Annotated in this window: 14 protein-coding genes and 1 pseudogene; 7 read left to right on the top strand and 8 right to left on the bottom strand. The window is 66.0% G+C overall.

Annotation, left to right across the window (positions count from 1 at the left end; genetic code table 11):
* The first annotated feature begins 320 nt into the window (after nt 1-320).
* Entirely contained in the window at nt 321-1,976 is a 1,656-nt protein-coding gene (locus ACRHIG_RS31165) for a methyl-accepting chemotaxis protein (protein ID WP_489628994.1), read from the top strand.
* A gap of 34 nt (nt 1,977-2,010) precedes the next feature.
* Here ACRHIG_RS31165 and bamE read toward each other — a convergent pair whose 3' ends face one another.
* Genes bamE through ACRHIG_RS31140 form a run of 5 tightly spaced genes read right to left on the bottom strand, consistent with a single transcriptional unit; the run spans nt 2,011 to nt 5,461 of the window.
* Complete coding sequence (bamE, locus tag ACRHIG_RS31160; RefSeq protein WP_489628993.1) at nt 2,011-2,319, bottom strand: outer membrane protein assembly factor BamE domain-containing protein; 309 nt, start codon at nt 2,317-2,319, stop codon at nt 2,011-2,013.
* The gene (locus tag ACRHIG_RS31155) at nt 2,316-3,116 is read right to left on the bottom strand and encodes a hypothetical protein (protein ID WP_489628992.1); all 801 of its coding nucleotides are present in this window, start codon (nt 3,114-3,116) and stop codon (nt 2,316-2,318) included. Before ACRHIG_RS31155 ends, bamE begins: the two co-directional genes overlap by 4 nt.
* Nucleotides 3,117-3,164: 48 nt before the next feature.
* Nucleotides 3,165-3,524 (bottom strand): nucleotide pyrophosphohydrolase, encoded by a 360-nt coding sequence (locus tag ACRHIG_RS31150; RefSeq protein WP_489628991.1) that lies wholly within the window; start codon nt 3,522-3,524, stop codon nt 3,165-3,167.
* Nucleotides 3,521-3,982 carry a GNAT family N-acetyltransferase gene (locus ACRHIG_RS31145; RefSeq protein WP_475414882.1) on the bottom strand — a complete coding sequence of 154 codons (462 nt, stop codon included), beginning with the start codon at nt 3,980-3,982 and terminating at the stop codon, nt 3,521-3,523. Before ACRHIG_RS31145 ends, ACRHIG_RS31150 begins: the two co-directional genes overlap by 4 nt.
* 36 nt (nt 3,983-4,018) lie before the next feature.
* A complete protein-coding gene (locus tag ACRHIG_RS31140) occupies nt 4,019-5,461 on the bottom strand; it encodes a cytochrome P450 (protein ID WP_489628990.1) in 1,443 nt (480 codons plus the stop codon).
* Nucleotides 5,462-5,574: 113 nt separating this feature from the next.
* Here ACRHIG_RS31140 and ACRHIG_RS31135 point away from each other — a divergent pair, with 113 nt between their 5' ends.
* Nucleotides 5,575-6,432 carry a helix-turn-helix domain-containing protein gene (locus tag ACRHIG_RS31135; protein ID WP_489628989.1) on the top strand — a complete coding sequence of 286 codons (858 nt, stop codon included), beginning with the start codon at nt 5,575-5,577 and terminating at the stop codon, nt 6,430-6,432.
* A 270-nt stretch (nt 6,433-6,702) separates the two neighbouring features.
* On the opposite strand, the pseudogene ilvB reads toward ACRHIG_RS31135, so the two are convergent.
* Nucleotides 6,703-8,418, bottom strand: a pseudogene (gene ilvB / locus ACRHIG_RS31130) (biosynthetic-type acetolactate synthase large subunit); the annotation flags it as partial.
* A 131-nt stretch (nt 8,419-8,549) separates the two neighbouring features.
* Between ilvB and ACRHIG_RS31125 the strand changes: the two are divergent.
* Together ACRHIG_RS31125 and ACRHIG_RS31120 are read left to right on the top strand one after the other, a co-directional pair.
* Nucleotides 8,550-9,011: an Lrp/AsnC family transcriptional regulator gene (locus tag ACRHIG_RS31125; RefSeq protein ID WP_070217690.1), complete on the top strand. Its 462-nt coding sequence runs from the start codon at nt 8,550-8,552 to the stop codon at nt 9,009-9,011.
* 104 nt (nt 9,012-9,115) lie between these two features.
* A complete protein-coding gene (locus ACRHIG_RS31120) occupies nt 9,116-11,596 on the top strand; it encodes a TonB-dependent receptor (protein WP_489628988.1) in 2,481 nt (826 codons plus the stop codon).
* On the opposite strand, the gene ACRHIG_RS31115 is transcribed toward ACRHIG_RS31120, so the two are convergent.
* Entirely contained in the window at nt 11,593-12,240 is a 648-nt protein-coding gene (locus tag ACRHIG_RS31115; protein ID WP_489628987.1) for a response regulator, read from the bottom strand. The genes ACRHIG_RS31120 and ACRHIG_RS31115 overlap by 4 nt on opposite strands.
* Nucleotides 12,241-12,248: 8 nt before the next feature.
* Complete coding sequence (locus tag ACRHIG_RS31110) at nt 12,249-13,094, bottom strand: histidine kinase (RefSeq protein WP_489628986.1); 846 nt, start codon at nt 13,092-13,094, stop codon at nt 12,249-12,251.
* Between the two features lie 498 nt (nt 13,095-13,592).
* Between ACRHIG_RS31110 and ACRHIG_RS31105 the strand changes: the two genes are divergently transcribed.
* The 3 genes from ACRHIG_RS31105 (at nt 13,593) to ACRHIG_RS31095 (ending at nt 18,346) form a co-directional block, all read left to right on the top strand.
* Entirely contained in the window at nt 13,593-14,408 is an 816-nt protein-coding gene (locus ACRHIG_RS31105) for an NF038120 family PEP-CTERM protein (protein WP_489628985.1), read from the top strand.
* 1 nt (nt 14,409) lies between these two features.
* The gene (locus tag ACRHIG_RS31100) at nt 14,410-17,574 is read left to right on the top strand and encodes a S8 family serine peptidase (RefSeq protein WP_489628984.1); all 3,165 of its coding nucleotides are present in this window, start codon (nt 14,410-14,412) and stop codon (nt 17,572-17,574) included.
* A gap of 154 nt (nt 17,575-17,728) precedes the next feature.
* On the top strand, nt 17,729-18,346 hold the full coding sequence (locus ACRHIG_RS31095) for an AIM24 family protein (protein ID WP_489628983.1): 618 nt from the start codon (nt 17,729-17,731) through the stop codon (nt 18,344-18,346).
* Nucleotide 18,347 lies beyond the last annotated feature (1 nt).

Genomic DNA, 18,347 nt, shown 5'->3' with positions numbered 1-18,347 from the left:
GCTTGCCGGCAGGCCCGCCATGGGCCGGCGCTTATTACAGCGCTTGTGCATTTTTTATCGGCGCAAGCACCGTCTTTATTGCCTGCCGCATCGATACATAATTTTTTATTAATTATTGTATCTGCGCGCAATTTAAATTTTGTATTTCAATAAAATCAATCAAGTTGAGTCAAAGTAAATTCTAAAACATAAATGAATTGATTTTTATTAAATTGTTTGACCAGCGTCACTGTCGCCGAGGCGATATATCATGGGTGCTTGATGTGGTATATTGTTTTTATGTTTTTGTTATGCTAGTTGAAAAAAATAGAGGAGCGACGATGCGGGTCAATACGCCTATCACGCAAAATGAATACGTATTAAATGAAGGCATGACGATTGTTTCCACCACGGATTTACAGGGAAACATCAATTACGCCAATCAGTATTTCATTGAGGTCAGCGGTTTTTCAGAAATGGAACTGCTGGGTGCGCCACAGAATATCCTGCGGCATCCCGATATGCCGGCCGAAGCGTTTGCCGACCTGTGGGACACCATCAAGACGGGCATGCCGTGGACCGGCATGGTCAAGAACCGCTGCAAGAATGGCGATTTCTATTGGGTCTTCGCCAATATCACGCCCGTCATCGAAAACGGCCGCCCGATCGGCTATATGTCCGTGCGTACCAAGCCCACGCGCGAGCAGATCAACGAAGCGGCAGCCCTGTATAAAAGTTTTAAAGACGGCAATAGCGCGAACCTGGCGATCCGCAATGGCCGCGTCGTGCGTCAGGGCTGGGCCGCCAAGCTGGCCGAGTGGCGCAAGCTGACCCTGTCGCAAGACCTGGCCCTGCATTGCATCGTCTTTGGCGTGGTGCTGGCCATCCTCGGCTGCGCCGTGTGGAATATCGACGGCGACACGAGCACGGCCACGCGCAGCTGGCTCAGCGGCGCTGCTGCTGCCGCCGTGGCGCTGATGCTGTATTTCTGGGCGCACCTGCACAACTCCCTCGTCGCGCCGCTGGGCGACGCCATCACGGTGGCGCGCAAGATGGCCGGTGGCGACTTGACGGGCGTCATCGACAAGGTGCGCGACGATGACATGGGTCAATTGATGGCAGCCTTGCGCCAGACCAACATCAACTTGCACAGCATCATCGGCGACGTGCGCGCCAACTTCGAGGATATCCGCATCACCACGGCGGAAATCGCCACGGGCAATATGGACTTGTCCAGCCGCACGGAGTCGCAGGCCTCCAGCCTGGAGCAGACGGCGGCCAGCATGGAAGAACTGACGTCGACCGTGCAAAACAGCGCCGACCATGTGGCCACGGCCAACGACCTGGCGGCGCAGGCATCGACCGTCGCCGCCAAGGGCGGCACCATCGTCAGCGAAGTGGTCACCACGATGGACGAGATCAGCTCTTCGTCGCGCAAGATTCTCGACATCATCGGCCTCATCGACGGCATCGCCTTCCAGACGAACATCCTGGCCTTGAACGCGGCCGTGGAAGCGGCGCGCGCGGGCGAGCACGGCCGCGGCTTCGCCGTCGTGGCGGGCGAAGTACGCAGCCTGGCGCAGCGTTCTGCCACGGCGGCGAAAGAGGTCAAGAATCTGATCGACCATTCGATCGCCACCGTGAATGCGGGCAGCGTGCTGACCAGCAATGCGGGCGCCACCATGACGGAAGTGATCGCCTCCGTGGCCCGGGTAACGGAAGTGATGGACGAGATTTCCTCGACCACGCGCGAGCAGAACCAGGGCATCGGCCAGGTCAACCAGGCCGTCATCCACATGGATGGCATCACGCAGCAGAATGCGGCCCTGGTCGAGCAGGCGGCCGCCGCCGCCACCAGCCTGGCGCAGCGCACGGAGAGCGTGGCCCAGTCGATCGGCATCTTCAAATTGAAGGCCTCGCCCAAGCGCAAGGCTGCCGGCGTGGGGCGCAGCGTGGGCGCTGGCGTCGCGTCGCGGGCCTTGCTGAAGGCACGCTAAGACGATCATCCCGCCAGCGCACCGTTGGCGGGTTTTACTTCCGTACCCGATACACTTCCCCGCTGCGTACCTTCTTCACCACCCCATCCCCGCCAAACAGAATCACATATTCTCCCGGCGTGCCCGAGGCGGCCGGGTAGGTGTACATCCACACTTCCTTGCCGCTGTCGAAGCGGATCAATGTGCTGTCGCCCAGCGCGGCGCGCACCTGCTCGCGCGTGCTGCTGCCCACTTGCACCGTCTGTTCCAGGGTGGCGTAAGGCACATTCTTGCTTGCCTGCAAGGCGCGCGTGCCGGAGCAGGCGGTGAGCAGCACCAGCATGGCGATCAGCAGCCATTTCATGGCGCCACCTCGTCCATATAGTTAAATTCCAGCAGGGTATCGTCGGGCCAGCTGGCATCCCACAGGGGCGCGTAATACGTGCGGTCAAGCAAGACCTGGCAATCGCAATAGGGCAGCGAGGCGGGCGTCTGTTCGCCGCCCGCGTACAGCATGGCGAACGGCAGGGCCAGGCGGCGTTCGCCATGCACGAGGGTCACGCCGAACAGGGGTCGCTCCGTAAAGAACAGATAATTGCCGTCCGGCTGCGAGCAGACCTTGTCGGTGCTGTAGAGCATGCTGGAGAGCCAGGCGATGATTTGCGGGTCGTTCGAGATCAGGCCCGAATCCATGCCGGCGCGGCATTCCAGGCGCAAGTCGCCCAGGCGCCGCGTGCCGGGCGGCAAGCCGGGCGTGATCACCTGCGCGCGCCAGCTCATGGTGGTGGCCTTGCGGTTGGCGATCAGCACGGCGTCTTCGCGCACCGCTTGTGCATTGCGCACGGGAGCAAAGCTGTTGTCCTCGGCCAGCGGTAACGGGATGCTGACGGTGTCGCCCGCGATGCGCAGCTGCACGCCCCTCATGTCCACGCCGGGCTGGCGCGGCAGCAGACGAAAGCGCAGCACGGCCTGCGGCGCCAGCGCATGGTCGCGCTCGAAGCGATCCACGCCTTGCAGCATCTTGCGGTAGGATTTGTCGACGGGGTCGCGCGTGGCGTCTACCTTGACCTGCGGCACGGGCGCGGTTTGCGCCTGCGCAACAGCGCTGGAGAGTGGACCGGCGAGCAAGCCGGCGAGCAGCAGGGAGAGAGGAATGCGCATGGTTTGATGCTACGCTTTTTGCGCGGCAGCCACGCACGGGTGGGCCTATCAGTACTCGCTATATTTGCGCGCATCGCCGCGCACCTGCTGCGCCGGGTATTTCTGCGCATTCAGTGCCATCTTTTCCAGCACGGCCGCGTGCAGGTCGACGCCGCTCTTGTCGGCCAGGCGCACCAGATACATCAGCACGTCGGCCAGCTCGTGGCGGATTCCCGCGCGCTTGGCCTCGTCCAGCTCGGCGTCCGCCCCCGTGGGCAGCCACTGGTAGTGCTCCACCAGTTCCGCCACTTCCACGGACAGGGCCATGGCCAGGTTCTTCGGCGTGTGGAACTGGTCCCAGTCGCGCTCGGCGGCAAAGGCGCGCAGGCGCGCGCGGATGTCGAGCAGGCTGTCGGATGGGGCGCTCATGCGGCCGCCCGCAGCGGTTTTTCCATGAAGACACTGAATGGATCGTCGGGATAGCCGCCGTAGGGCCCGCGCCGCTGGTAGCCGTGGCGCGCGTACAGGGCGATGGCCTCGGGCTGGTGGATGCCCGTTTCTAACGTCAGCAAGCGGCAGCCGCGCGCCAGCGCCTGCTCTTCCAGCAGTGCCAGCAGGCGCTTGGCCAGGCCCAGGCCGCGGCTGTCCGGGTGCACATACATGCGCTTGAGCTCGCCGAAATCGGGCGTGACGACGATGGCGCCGCAGGCGCGCGCCGTGCCCGCCGCATCGCGGGCGACGGCGAACAGCAGGGTGTCCGGCGGCAACGATGCCAGGTCCAGCGAGTAGACGCACTCGGCCGGATACAGCGTTTGTTGATAGGCATCAAGCTCGGCGATCAGGGTTTGCACGTCCGCTTGCTGCGGCGATTCCAGGTGAATTTGCATGGGGAAAGCACGTTAACTGAGATTGCCCCCATGGTATCACTGCGGCCGCGCCAGGCGCATGGCGAGGCCGATGGGCGACATCACAAAACCCATCAGTTCCTGCGCCTCGCCGCCATCGGGCGTGTCGACGCCGGCGATGTCGAAGCTGCCCAGCAGCATGGCCATGGCGATCTTAATTTCCAACAAGGCCAGATAGCGGCCCGGGCACGTGCGCAAGCCGGCGCCGAAGGGCATCGAAGCGCGCTTGTTGTTCGCCTCGCCGCTGTCGGCCAGCCATCGTTCGGGCTGGAAGGCCTGCGCGTCGGGAAAGTGCGCATCGGATACGGTGTCATTGCGCATCACGCACCAGACCAGGGTGCCGGCCGGCACGGCGATGTCGCCGATGACCGTGTCGCGCAACGCCTCGACGGGCAGGAAGGGCGCCACCGGTTTCAAGCGCATGGCTTCGCTGGCGCAGGCGCCCAGGTAATCGAGGCTATCCATCTGCTCGATGGTGAAGTGGGCCGTGTCGGGCGCCAGGCGCCGCACTTCCTCGCGCGCCCGCGCCAGGCATGCCGGATGGCGTTGCAGCAGGTAAATTATCCAGGACACCGTGTTGGCCGTCGTATCCTCGCCCGCCAGCAACATGGTCAGTACATTGCCGGCCACGTTGCTGTCCGTCACGCCGCTGCCTTCCAGGTCGGCGGCGGCGATCATGGCTTCGAGCAGGTTGGGCGGATGCGCGCGGCGCGCCGGGTCGTGCGCCATGCGCGTGCGCGCCTGCTGCACCAGGTCCGCCACGGCGGCGGAGAGGGCCGCCACGTCGCGGTCCAGGCGGCGGTCGATGGGCAGCTTGACATAGCGCCAGTACGGGAACATGGACAGGCTGCGCCGCGCCACGGCGGGCAGGATGTCGTCCATGTGGCGCTGGATCACGTCTTCGCCCGATTCGAGCGTGTTGACTTCCGTGCCGAAGGCCAGGCCGGCGATGATGTCGACCGTGTAGCGTTTCAGGTCGCCATCGAGGTCGATCGCCTGGCCTTGCGTGGCGGCCAGATGCCAGCGCCGCTGCAGGCGCTGCGCCACCGTCACCAGCGCGGGGAAGTAGGCCTTGATGGCGCCCGGCGCCATGCCGGCCATCACCATGCGGCGCTGGTTGCGCCACTCCGTGCCCTCGGCCAGGAACAGGCCGGGGATGCCGCCCATTTCCTCGGACACGACGGAGCTGCTCAGGGGGCGGCGAAAACCGTCGGGCCGGTCGCGCAGCACGGCGCCGACGGCCTCGCTGTCGGCCACCACCAGCACCAGGGTGCGGCCGAACCAGGCGCGCATGAAGGGGCCGTAGCGCTGTACCCACTGTTCCACGTCGCGGTGGATGCGCGTGAGCTTGAGCTGCAGGCTGTTGCCGATGATGGGCAGGGCGAAGGGACCCGGCAGGCGGCGGATCTGGCGCAAGGGCGTGGCGACGGCGGGGGCGGCGGCATGGTCGAGCGGGGGCATGGCGGACTCCTGGTGGATGGCGACAATGACATCACTGTAGCGCGCTTGCGCGCCCGCGTCTTGAACGAATACGACATCGTGCGGCGCCCGGCTTTGCCGGTACAATCGTCGCCATGCCTGCCGCCCATACGCCCCTGACCCGTTTGATCGCACCGCGCGCCGCGCTCGCTTCCTGCGTGCGCGCCATGCTCGTGCGCGACACCACGGGCTGCGCGCCCCTGCCGCCGGCCCAGCGCCTGAACCGCTTTCCCGCCGCGCCCATGTGCAGCATCGTCTGGACCGTCGCCGGCCACGTGGAAGCGGCCGCGCCGGGCCTGTCGCTGCCGGACGTGCGCATGCCGCCCGCGCTGTTCGGCGGCCCCCGTTCGTATCCGCTGGTCAGCTACAACCCCGGCCCCGTGCATTCGTTTATCGTGATGTTTTATCCGGCCGCCCTGCATGCGTTGACGGGCATCTCGATGGATGCCTTGCTGGACCAGTTCCGCCCCCTGGGCGCGCTGTTCGATGCCGACTGGCTGGCCCTGTCGGACGCCGTGCTGGCCGCGCCGGACGACGAGGCCCGCGTCAGGCTGGTGGAGGATTTTCTCGCGCCCCGCTGGCAGCTGGCGCGCAAGAGCGGCGACCATCCGGCCGGCGCCATCCAGGACTGGGTGCGCCGCCTGGGCGTGCAGGCCGCATCGACGGGCCTGGCCAGCAGCGCGCGCCATATCGAGCGCCGCATCAAGGCCTGGGCCGGCCAGCCCATGCGCACCTTGCGCCGCATGCGCCGCGCGGAACAGCTGTTTCTCGACGAGCGCGGCGCCATCCTGCAGGGCACGGCGTCCTGGTCCGACGTCGCCGCCAGCGGCGGCTACGCCGACCAGGCGCATTTCTGCCGCGAGACGCGCGCAATCACGGGCTTGAGCCCCACGGAACTGGCGCGCGCCATGAAGGAAGATGAAAGCTACTGGATCTACCGGATATGGGCGTAGGTCGGATTAGCTCGTAGAGCGTAATCCGACAACATCGTTGGCGCGGGCGGTGGCGGTGTCGGATTACGCGAGGCGTTGCCTCGCTAACCCGACCTACCGTCCGCTGTACATTTTGCCCTTGATAAGACAGCTTCATGGCGCCTCGTGCCGGGCGTCATCATGGGAAAGCTGGCGTAGGTCGGATTAGCTCGTAGAGCGTAATCCGACAACATCGTTGGCGCGGGCGGTGACGGTGTCGGATTACGCGAGGCGTTGCCTCGCTAACCCGACCTACCGTCCGCTGTACATTTTGCCCTTGGATAAGGTCACTTCATGGTGCCCCGCGCCGGGCGCCATCATGGGGAAGCAGTTTTCCGCGCCGTGCACGCGCACGTCGAGGAAGTACGGGCCCTCGGATGCCAGGCAGGTAGTCAATGCCGCGTCGAGCTCCTCGCGCCGGCTTACCGTGTGCGCCTGCCAGCCGAACGCGCGCGCCAGGGCGACGAAATCGGGCAGCGCCTCCGTGTAGCTGTGGCTGTAGCGCCCGCCGTGTATCAGTTCCTGCCACTGGCGCACCATGCCCATGTAGCCATTGTTCGACAGCACCACTTTCACGGGCAGGCGGTGCTGCACGGCCGTGGCCAGTTCCTGGATATTCATCAGGATCGACGCGTCGCCGCTGACGCACACCACGCAGGCATCCGGATGGGCGATCTGCGCGCCGATGGCGGCCGGCAAGCCATAACCCATGGTGCCGGCGCCGCCCGAGGTCAGCCAGCGCCGGGGCTGCTCGAAGCGCAAATGCTGCGCCGCCCACATCTGGTGCTGGCCCACGTCGGTGGAGACGATGGCGTCGCCGCCATCCATGCTGTCCAGCGCCGCCTGCAGCCGGCGCATCAGCGCCTGCGGCGCGATGACGTCGGGCGTGTCGTCGAACGCCAGCGAGTCCTGCGCGCGCCAGCCATCGATGCGCTGCCACCACGGCTGACGGTCCGCCAGCAATCGCCCGCGCAGCTGCGCCAGCAGAGCCGCCAGCACGGGCGCGCAATCGCCGCGCAGGGCCACGTCGGCGCGCACCACCTTGCCGATCGACGCCGGGTCGATATCGACGTGGATGACCTTTGCGTTCGGACAAAAGGCATCCAGCCGTCCCGTCACCCGGTCGTCGAAGCGGGCGCCGACGCAGACGATCAGGTCCGCATGGTGCATGGCCAGGTTCGCTTCCAGTGTGCCGTGCATGCCCAGCATGCCCAGGAAGGCCGGATGCGAGGCGGGAAAGGCGCCCAGGCCCAATAAGGTCAGGGTGCACGGCGCGGCCGCCAGCTTCACCAGCTGGCCGAAGGCGGCGCAGGCGGCGGGGCCGGAGTTGATGAGGCCCCCGCCGCCATAGAACACGGGCTGGCGGGCGGCGGCGATCAGGCCGGCGGCCCGTTCGAGATCGGAGGCTGCCGGCATCGGCACCGGGGCCGGCGTGGCAGGGGCAAGCACCGTCGTTTCCTGCACCGGCGCCAGTTGCAGATCCTTGGGGAAATCGACCAGCACGGGGCCGGGCCGGCCCTGCGTGGCCTGCGCGTACGCTTCGCGCACGACGGCCGCCGTTTCATCGGCCGTGCGGATTTGCCGGTTCCACTTGGTGACGGGGCGCGAAATGCCCAGCGCGTCGCATTCCTGGAAGGCGTTCGTGCCGATGCTGGTGGTGGCCACCTGGCCGCTGATGCAGATGACGGGGATCGAATCGCACAGGGCGTCGAGCAAGCCCGTGGTGGTATTGCTCATGCCGGGACCGGACGTGACGAAGACGACGCCGGGCCGGCCCGTGCTGCGCGCATAGCCTTCGGCCGCGTGCACGGCCGCCTGTTCGTGGCGCACCAGCACGTGGCGCAGGCGCGGCTGGGCGTGCAGCGCGTCGTACAGGGGCAGCACGGCGCCGCCCGGGTAGCCGAAGACGGTGTCGACGCCCAGCGCCAGCAGGGTGTCGATCAGGGTGCTGGCGCCGTTGCGGGAGGCGCGCGCGAGGAGGGGGAGGGATCGGGTTTCATGGCCTTATTTTCTGCCTGATGCGGCAGAAAAGGCTGCTGGTTTTCTCGTATAGAATGCAGTATTCAGCAAAATTTGCTGTGAAATAAGGAATTAACAGAATGAAACTGGATAAATTCGACCTCGCCATCCTGACGGCCCTGCAGCAGGATGCCCGCATCAGCCTGCACGACCTGAGCGCCAAGGTGGGCCTGACCTCGTCGCCATGCTGGGCGCGCATCAAGCGCATGGAAGACGATGGCGTCATCGAGGGTTATACGGTGAACGTCAACGCGGCCAAGGTGGGATTGGCCGATACCGTCATCGTGCAAGTCACCCTGGACGACCATTCCGACCAGGCCCTGTTTGAATTCGGCCACGCGCTGGCCATGATCCCGGAAGTGCTGGAAGCGTTTCTTGTGTCCGGCGACTACGATTACTACCTGCGCATCGCGGTGAGCGACACGCGCGACTACGAACGCCTGCTGCGTGAGCGCCTGTATAAAATTCCCGGCATCCGCCACAGCAAATCGAGCTTTGTCTTGCGCCAGCTCAAGCAGAGCTACCTGCCCTTGCAGCGTTGACTTTGTGACCCCTTCCCCGCACGGCGGGAGTTTTTCCCTAGTTCATTGATGGTGGCTGTCCGATACTGGGCAGTAATAAAAAACACGATAAATCGGGGACCTGCATGAGACTGACCTTATTCGCCGCCGCCGCCATGGCGCTGTGCCAGGCGCAAGCTGCCGACCCTGCCAGCCTAGAGCTGGCGTACGACTTGCCCACCGTTATCATCACGGGCAGCATGCCGCTGCCCACCGTGGAGCAGCCGCGCGATACCTTCGCCGCGCCCGTGCAGACGGCCGGTGCGCAGCAGATCGCCGGCAGCGGCGCGCTCGACATTTCCGCCTTCCTGCGCCGCAACCTGGGCAGCGTGTATGTCAATGAAGTGCAGAACAATCCGTTCCAGCCCGACGTCAGCTACCGCGGCTATACGGCCTCGCCGCTGCTGGGCACGCCGCAAGGCTTGTCCATCTACCTCGACGGCATGCGCCTGAACCAGCCGTTTGGCGACGTCGTCAGCTGGGACTTGATCCCGCGCATGGCCATCGCCTCGCTGACCTTGATGCCCGGCTCGAACCCCCTGTTCGGCCTGAACACCCTGGGCGGCGCGCTGGCCCTGCAGACCAAGGATGGCAAGAGCAATCCCGGCACAGCCGTCGAGGCGCGCCTCGGTTCCGATCAACGTCGCGGCGTCGAGGTCGAACATGGCGGCAGCAATGCGCAGGGCTGGCACTGGTACGTGACGGGCAACCGCTTCAGGGAAGACGGCTGGCGCGACGATTCCCCATCGGACGTACGCCAGGTGTTTGGCAAGCTGGGCTGGAGCGATGCGCGCACGGATATCGCCGTCACCGTGACCCACGCGGACAATGCGCTGACGGGCAACGGCTTGCAGGAGCAGCGAATGCTGGCGCGCGATTACCGCAGCGTCTACACCAAGCCGGACTTGACGCAGAACAAGTCGACCCTGCTGAACCTGACGGGCAAGCACCAGGCCGGCGCCGGCTTGCTCTTGTCCGGCAATGTGTACTACCGCAAGATCGACACGCACACCTTCAATGGCGACCTGAACGACGAATCGCTCGACCAGTCCGTCTACCAGCCCGGCGCGGCCGAACGGGCGGCCCTGGCGGCGGCCGGCTACACGGGCTTTCCCGCCAGCGGGGCGAACGCGTCGAATACGCCGTTCCCGAAATGGCGCTGCATCGCCAACGTCTTGCTGAACGATGAACCGGCCGAAAAGTGCAATGGCATGCTCAACCGCAGCCATACCGAGCAGGAAAACTATGGTTTTACGGGCCAGCTCACCGCGCTGGCCGACGCGGCGGGCGCGCGCCATGCCGTCACGGCCGGCGCCGCCTTCGATGCCAGCCACGCCACCTTTCGCCAGACCAGCCAGTTCGGCTACCTGAACCCGGACCGCAGCATCACGCCCGTCGACTTCTTTGCCGACGGTACGCAGATCGACGACGATGGCACACCCGTCGACAACCGGGTCGACTTGAGCGGGCGCATGCGCACGTGGAGCGTGTATGCAAGCGACAGCATGGCGTTCAATCAAGCGTTGACCCTGACCATCTCCGGCCGCTACAACCGCAGCACCGTGCGCAACCGCGACGCCATCACGCCGGGCGGCGGCAGCGGCTCGCTCGACGGCGACCACCGTTTCAGCCGCTTCAATCCCGCCATCGGTCTGGCCTATGCGCCGGCCGGCGGCACCAGCGCCTATCTTGGCTACAACGAAGGCAGCCGCACGCCGACGGCCATCGAACTCGGCTGCGCCGACCCGGAAAACCCGTGCCGCCTGCCCAACGCCATGGCGGGCGACCCGCCCTTGAAACAGGTGGTCACCAAGACGTGGGAAGCGGGCGTGCGCGGCCCATGGGGCGACGTGGCCCGCTGGAGCGCCGGCCTGTTCCGCGCGGAAAACCACGACGATATCCTGTTCGTGGCCGACAACCAGGCCGGTTTTGGCTACTTCAAGAATTTCGGCAAGACGCGCCACCAGGGCGTGGAGCTGGCGCTGGACGGCAAGGCGGGCGCGCTGGACTTCGGCGTCAACTACACGTGGCTGCAGGCGACGTATCAAAGCCGGGAGCTCGTCAACGGCAGCGCCAACAGCAGCAGCGATGCGGACGCACCTGGCCTGGAAGGCAATATCGTCATCACGCCCGGCAACCGCATACCGCTGACACCGAGCCATATCCTGAAGGCGCACGTGGATGTTCAGGGCGGACGCGACTGGACGGTGGGTCTGGCCATGACGGCCGTGTCGAGTTCCTATGCGCGCGGCAACGAGAACAACCGGCACCAGGCGGGCGGACCAGCGTACCTGGGCGCGGGCAAGAGCGGCGGCTACGCCGTGGTCGAGCTGAGCGGGAAATACCAGCTGACGCCGCAGTTGAGCGTGTTTGCCCAAGTGAATAATCTGTTCGACCGCAAATATGCGACGGCGGCGCAATTGGGCGCCACCGGCTTCGACGCCAACGGCAATTTTTCCGCCCGGCCGCTGCCCGCCGTGAACGGCGACTATCCGATGGTCAATGCGACCTTCTATGCGGCCGGTGCGCCGCGCAGCGTGAATGCGGGTCTGCGCTACGCGTTTTAAGGCTGGACGTGCTCGATGACGCCATTGCGCAGCGCCAGGTGCACGAGGGCGGCGGGGCCGGGCACGTCGAGTTTTTCCTTGATGCAGGTCTGGTGGTTGGCCACCGTCTTGCTGCTCAGGTGCAGCAGGCGGGCGCAGTCGGCGGCGCTGCGGCCTTCGGCCAGCAGGCGGAAGATTTCGAATTCGCGTTGGCTCAGGCTGCTCAAACGGTCCGCTTCCATGCGGGCCGTGCCTTGCAGCACGCCCGGTGCGCTGTGCGGATCGAGGTAGCGGCGGCCCGCGTGGGCGGCGCGCACGGCGTCGACCAGGTGTTCCGGGTCCGCCTGCTTGCTGACGAAGCCGCAGGCGCCGCCATCAAGCGCGCGCGCGATCAGCTGCGGCGTGTCGTGCATGGTAAATACGAGCACGCGGGCGCCGGCATCGCGGGCCAGCAGCTTGCGCAGCAATTCCAGGCCGCCGATGCCGGGCATGGACAAGTCCGTCACGCAGACGTCGGGTGCCTGTTCCAGGTGCAGGGCATATGCCGTTTCGCCATTGCCGGCCTCGGCCACGACGGCGATGTCGCCCCCTTGTTCCAGCAGCCGGCGGTAGCCCGTGCGCACCACCGGATGGTCATCGACCAGCATCACGCGGATCGGGGTCATGGCTGCGTTCATGCCGCACCGGCCGCCAGCGGCATCGCCACTTCGATGCGCAAGCCGCTGCCCAGCGCGCTGATCCAGCGGATATGGCCGCGCAAGCCGGCCACGCGCTCGCGCATGCCCAGCATGCCGAAACCGCCTTCTTCCCTTTTGTCCTGGCGCAAACCCTGGCCATTGTCTTCGATGGCCAGGTGCAGCACGCCGTGCGCATCGGCGCGCAATTCCACCGTGGCACGGTCGGCGCCCGCGTGGCGCGCCACGTTCGTCAAGCCTTCCTGCACCAGGCGGTAGATGGCGGTGGCGGTGCTGTCGTCGAGGCTGGCGGGGATGGCGTGCGGCGCGAAATGGCAGGCGATGCCGTGCTGCTGGGCCCAGCTGTCGCACAGCGCCTGCAGGGCCGGCGCCAATCCCAGGCTGTCGAGCACGGGCGGGCGCAGCCGGCGCAGCATCGTGCGCACCATCGCGTGCAGCGCTTCCGACGAGCGGGCGATGCTGGCGGCGCACGCCTGCACGTTCGCCTGGTCGCCGTCGCGCGCGCGCAGGATGTAGCTGGCGGCGGCGCGGATGGCCGTGCAGTCCTGTCCCACTTCATCGTGCAACTCGCGCGCCAGCGCGCAGCGTTCCTCTTCCTGCGCGCGCAGCAGGCGCTGCGTGAGGGCGCGGTTTTGCGCCAGCAGCAGCGCCACCTGGCGCCCGCGCCGCACGGCAAAGCCGGCCAGCGCCAGCGCCAGCAGCAACAGGCTCAGGGCCAGTTCATCGAGTTGCCAGTGTTCCTGGCGCCAGAGCGCGTGCGTCAGCCGTTCGGCCAGGTCCAGCCTGACGGCCAGCAGGAAAAAGCCAGTGCCAGCGCGCAGCACACGAGGATGCGCCGGGCCGTCCGCGTGCCTGCGCGGCCGCTGCCGGCGAGTTGATGGTGTTCCATGATGCTGCTCCCTGAGCACGGTCGATCTCTTTGTTGTGCAAGCTTCATGCCATCGGCGCAGGGGCGGGCGTCATGCGGGGCAGGGGAGGGGATGACTGTTCCAGGATGGAACAGGTGTACCGCGATGTGACGCTACGCGCTTGCGCTGGCCGCAGGCACGGTTTTCGAGCTTATCTGAAGTTGCGCCGGCACGCTGGCGCGCACGCCTGCAGTGCGAGGCATTGTTGTTCCAATGTAACGTTGAGATTCCTCAAGCTTCCATAGATAAAACAAAACAAAGTTTCGCAGGCTTAGATAAAAAATAAATAAATGATATTAAAAATATGATATTTGTTTTATGCGATTTGCTATATTTGTTGACACTTTTGTGAAAAAGCTGAAAGCGGGCGCCAGACCTGCCGACCTATCTATCCACAACAATCAAGGGAATAGAATGAATCGTCTATCACAAGCGCGGGTATCGCCCGCCACCGCCAATCGGTCCGCTACCCGCGGCCGCTCAACCGTCCTGGCCGCACTGGCCGCCGTGTCCGTGCTCGCTTCGGCGCCGGCCATGGCCGATGTCCTGACCTTCGACAGCTTGCGTCCCGACGTGTACGCCAGCGGCCAGACGCTCAATACGTCCAGCTACAACCTGCTGTTCCTGGCCGACCCGACCACGGCGGCCGGCGGCGGCGTCAGCGGCGTGGGCGCCATCCTCGATGGCCGCGTGGGTTCGTCGTGCGATATCGCCGCCTGCCCGCAGGGCGCCACCGGCAATTACCTGGCCATCCTCAACGATGGCGGCGTGAATTTCGCGCGTGCAGACCGCCAGGCGTTCAGCCTGGCCGGTTTCGACTATTCCTTCATCGCGCCCGTCTCCGGCTTGCCGAACCAGAGTTGGGGCGAACTGCAGCTGAGCGGCACCCTCAGCAACGGCCAGGTGGTCAGCACCTCGCTGGCGTTTCCCGGCCAGGGCAGCGATGGCAATTACCATTTCCAGGGCGCTTCCCTGCTGGGCGGCTTCAGCAACTACGCCTTCACGGGCCTGACCTTCAACGCCTGCATTTTCAATGACACTGGCGTGTGCAGCAATTCCATCGATTTCCCCGCCTTTAACCAGGGCCAGTTTGCGCTGGACAACATCAACATCAGCGCCGTGCCGGAACCGTCGACCTACATGCTGCTGCTGGCCGGCCTGGGCGCCATCGGCATGCTGTCGCGCCGCCGCAGCGGCAAGTTCGCCGCGTTCACCGTGCAAGGAGCGTGAGATGAAATTACGTCCCGTTTCCCTCGCTATCCTCCTGCTGGCCGCCGGCCTGGCGCAAGCGGCACAGGCGCAGGAACGCCGTTCCTATATCGTGCAGCTGGTCGACAAGCCGGCCGCCACCTACACGGGCCAGGTCGACGGCCTGGCCGCCACCAAGCCCGCCCCGGGCGCGCGCATCAACGTGGGCGCCGCTGACGTGCAGGCCTATCTGAATTATCTCGACAGCAAGCAGGCCGCCGTGGCCGGCACCGTCAGCGCGGCCGAAATCACGCACCAGTACAGCGTCGTCTTCAACGGCTTTTCCGCCTTGCTGACGGACGATGAAGTGCGGGCCCTGAAGAAAAACAGTGGCGTGGCCAGCATCAGCGCCGACTCCATCCTGCAGCTCGACACCAGCTACACGCCCACCTTCCTGGGCCTGGACAAGCCGGGCGGCTTGTGGGAACAGCTGGGCGGCAAGACGCACGCGGGCGAAGACATCATCATCGGCATCGTCGACAGCGGCATCTGGCCCGAGAACACGGCCTTTGCCGACCGCCTCGACGAGAACGGCGTGCCCAGCCACAGCGGCAGCAACGTCGTGTACGGCGCACCGCCGGCCAGCTGGCAGGGCACGTGCCAGACGGGCGAAGGCTTTGGCGCCGAGAATTGCAACAACAAGCTGATCGGCGCGCGCTACTACCGCGCCTCCACGTCGGCGCTGCACTGGACGGAATTCCTGTCGCCGCGCGATTCCGTCGCCGGCCTGACGGGGCATGGCGGCCATGGCACGCACACGGCGTCCACGGCCGGCGGCAACAATGGCGCCATCGCCACCTCGAACGGCGTGTCGCTGGGCAAGGCTTCCGGCATGGCGCCGCGCGCCCGCATCGCCGCCTATAAAGTCTGCTGGACGGTCGCGTCGACGGGTCGCAACGGCTGCGCCACGGCCGACAGCGTGGCCGCCATCGACCAGGCGGTCAAGGATGGCGTCAACGTCATCAACTTCTCCATCGGCCCGAACGCGGGCGGCGGCGCCTTCGACGAACCGACGGAAGTCGCCTTCCTCGGCGCCGCGGCGGCCGGCGTCTTCGTCGCCACCTCCGGCGGCAATTCCGGCCCGGCCACGCCCGCGCCCGACGTGCCGGCGCCCGTCTCGCACATCAGCCCGTGGCTGGCCACGGTGGCCAATTCCACGCATAACCGCCTGTACGCGGGCAATGTCATCCTCAGCAACGGCAGCAAGCTGGAAGGCGCGTCGAGCAATGCGAATACGCCGGCGCTGCCGCTGATCCGCTCGCGCGACGCGGGCCTGGCCGGCGTGCCGCCGACGGACGTCAATCTGCTGCGCTGCTACGGCGCGGCCGATGCCACCTCGGCTTATCTGGACCCGGCGAAAGTGGCGGGCAAGGTGCTCGTGTGCGACCGTGGCGGCAATGTGCTGGTCAACAAGAGCGCGAACGCCAGGACGGCGGGCGCGGCGGGCGTGGTCATCGCCAACGTGGCCGGCGGCGCCAACACCATCATCAACCAGGCGCACGTGCTGTCGACCGTGCACCTGGCGCAGGCGCAGGGCGACGCGCTGAAGGCCTTCATGGCGGCCAATCCGGACGGTACGGCGGCACTGGGCGAAATCCACACCATCGCCGACACCACGGTGCAGGCGCCGATCGTCAGCGACCGCTCCTCGCGCGGGCCGAACGTGGCCAACGCGAACATCCTGAAACCCGATCTGTCCGCGCCCGGCACCAACATCCTGGCCGGCGTGACGGCCGACCTGACGCCGGCACAGCGCGATGCGGTGGCGGCCGGCGGCGCGGCGCCCGTGGCGGAGTGGGATTTCTATTCCGGCACCTCGATGGCCAGTCCGCACGTGGCCGGCGTGGCGGCGCTGCTCAAGCAGCAGCACCCGAGCTGGTCGCCCGCGGCCATCAAGTCGGCGCTGATGACGACGGCCTTCAGCACGTATTCCGATGGCTTGAACGGTTCCGTGTCGTGGGATGCCACGGCGAAGAACTCGGGCCAGCTGCCGTGGGGCCAGGGCGCCGGCCATATCGCGCCGAACAGCGCGGCCGATCCCGGGCTCGTGTACGACGTGTCGGAAATCGACTATGCGCGCTTCCTGTGCGGCCTGAACCTGAAGGTCTACAGCGCCGCCACCTGCCAGGCCGTCGGCACCATTGCTGCCTACAACCTGAACCTGGCGTCGCTGACGGCGGCCAACGTGCTGGGCACGCAGACACTGACGCGCACGGTGACCAACGTGGGCGCCAGCAGCGCCGTCTACAACGTCTCGGCCAGCCTGCCCGGCTACACGGTGGCGGTGACGCCAACGAGCCTGAGCCTGGCGCCGGGCGCCAAGGGCCAGTACCAGGTCAAGCTGACGCGCACCACGGCGCCGGCCAATACCTGGACCTACGGCGCCCTGAGCTGGACGGATGGCACGCACACGGTGCGCAGCCCGCTGACGGCGCGCGGCACCTCGTTGGCCGCCATTCCACTGGTCAGCAGTGAAGCGGCCACGGGCAGCAAGGTGCTGACCCTGGGCACGGGCTTCACGGGCGCGCTGGTGGGCGTCAAGTCGGGCCTGGTCGAAGCCGTGCGCGAGTCGCGCACGATCGGCCAGGCCGCGACGGGCGCTGCCGCATCGGCCGCCTGCAAGGCGGGCGGCGCCACGGGCGTGAACGTGCACAACGTGGTGGTCCCGGCCGGTACCCTGGCGGCGCGCTTTGCCACCTACGACGCGGAAACGACGGGCGGCGCGAATACCGACATGGACATGGAGGTCTACAACGCCGCCAATGTGCTGGTCGGCAGCAGCGGCAACGAAAGTTCCAATGAGCAAGTGGAATTGCGCCTGCCCGCCGCCGGCACGTACAAGGTGTGCGTGATCGGCTTCGCGCCGCAAAACGGCCAGGCCGACTACACCCTGTCGTCGTGGGTGCTGGCACCCGGCTTGAACAACGGCAACTTCAAGGCGCTGATGCCGGGCACGGCCTACGTGGGCGGCACCGCGTCTGTCTCGCTGAGCTGGTCCAACCTGGCCGAAGGCAAGCGCCACCTGGGCGCCGTCGGCTACCAGGTCGCTGGCGTGGTGCAGGGCGTCACGGTGGTCGAGGTCAATACCAATGATCCCGTGCCGCTGTTCCAGAACGCGCGCGGCGCCAGGCCGGTGCTGGCTGAATAAACCGTTCTTTGCGTGAACGCAAGGCGTGCCTCCGGGCACGCCTTTTTTATAGATTCCCCCGTTCGGGAGGAATAGCACTTGCATGGCGGTAACGCCCCCGGTATCTTGTCGGATAGCCATGGCTTTGTGCCCTGGCATTCTTGGGGAGTCGCGCGTGACCAGTTTCCGCACCAATACCGACCGCCTGCTGGAAGTGCGCCTGCAGGATGAAAAAGTGCTGGCGATTGCCGGCGCCATGGTCGCCTACACGGGCAGCATCAAATTTGAAAAATCCCTGCTGGGCGGCGAGGGCATCTTTGGCGCGCTCAAGCGCAAGGTGACGAACGAAGGCATGCAGGTGATGCAGGCCGCCGGCACGGGTACCGTGTTTTTCGCGCAGAACGCGGCCGAGATCACCGTCATGGCGCTGGCCGGCGAAAAGCTGACCATCGAAAGCAGCAGCCTGCTGGCCTACGACACGAGCCTGAAGACGGGCACCAGCTTTGCGGGCCTGCGCGGCGCCAGTTCCGGCCAGGGCCTGTTTTCCACCACCGTCGAAGGCCACGGCAATCTGGCCGTCATTTCGCGCGGCAACCTGATCATGCTGGAAGTGACGCCTTCTCACCCGCTGCGCGTGGACCCGGACGCCTTCGTCGGCTTCAAGGGCGATATCCGCCAGGAATTCGTCTTCGACGTCAACTGGCGCACCATGATCGGCCAGAGCTCGGGCGAATCGTACCAGCACAAATTCACAGGCCAGGGCGTGGTGTTCATCCAGCCCGCCGAACGTTAAG

The sequence above is a fragment of the Janthinobacterium sp. C22 genome, from assembly GCF_057919405.1.
The sequence above is the reverse complement of the archived record's forward strand: the minus strand, read 5'-3'. Positions and strand labels throughout refer to the sequence as shown.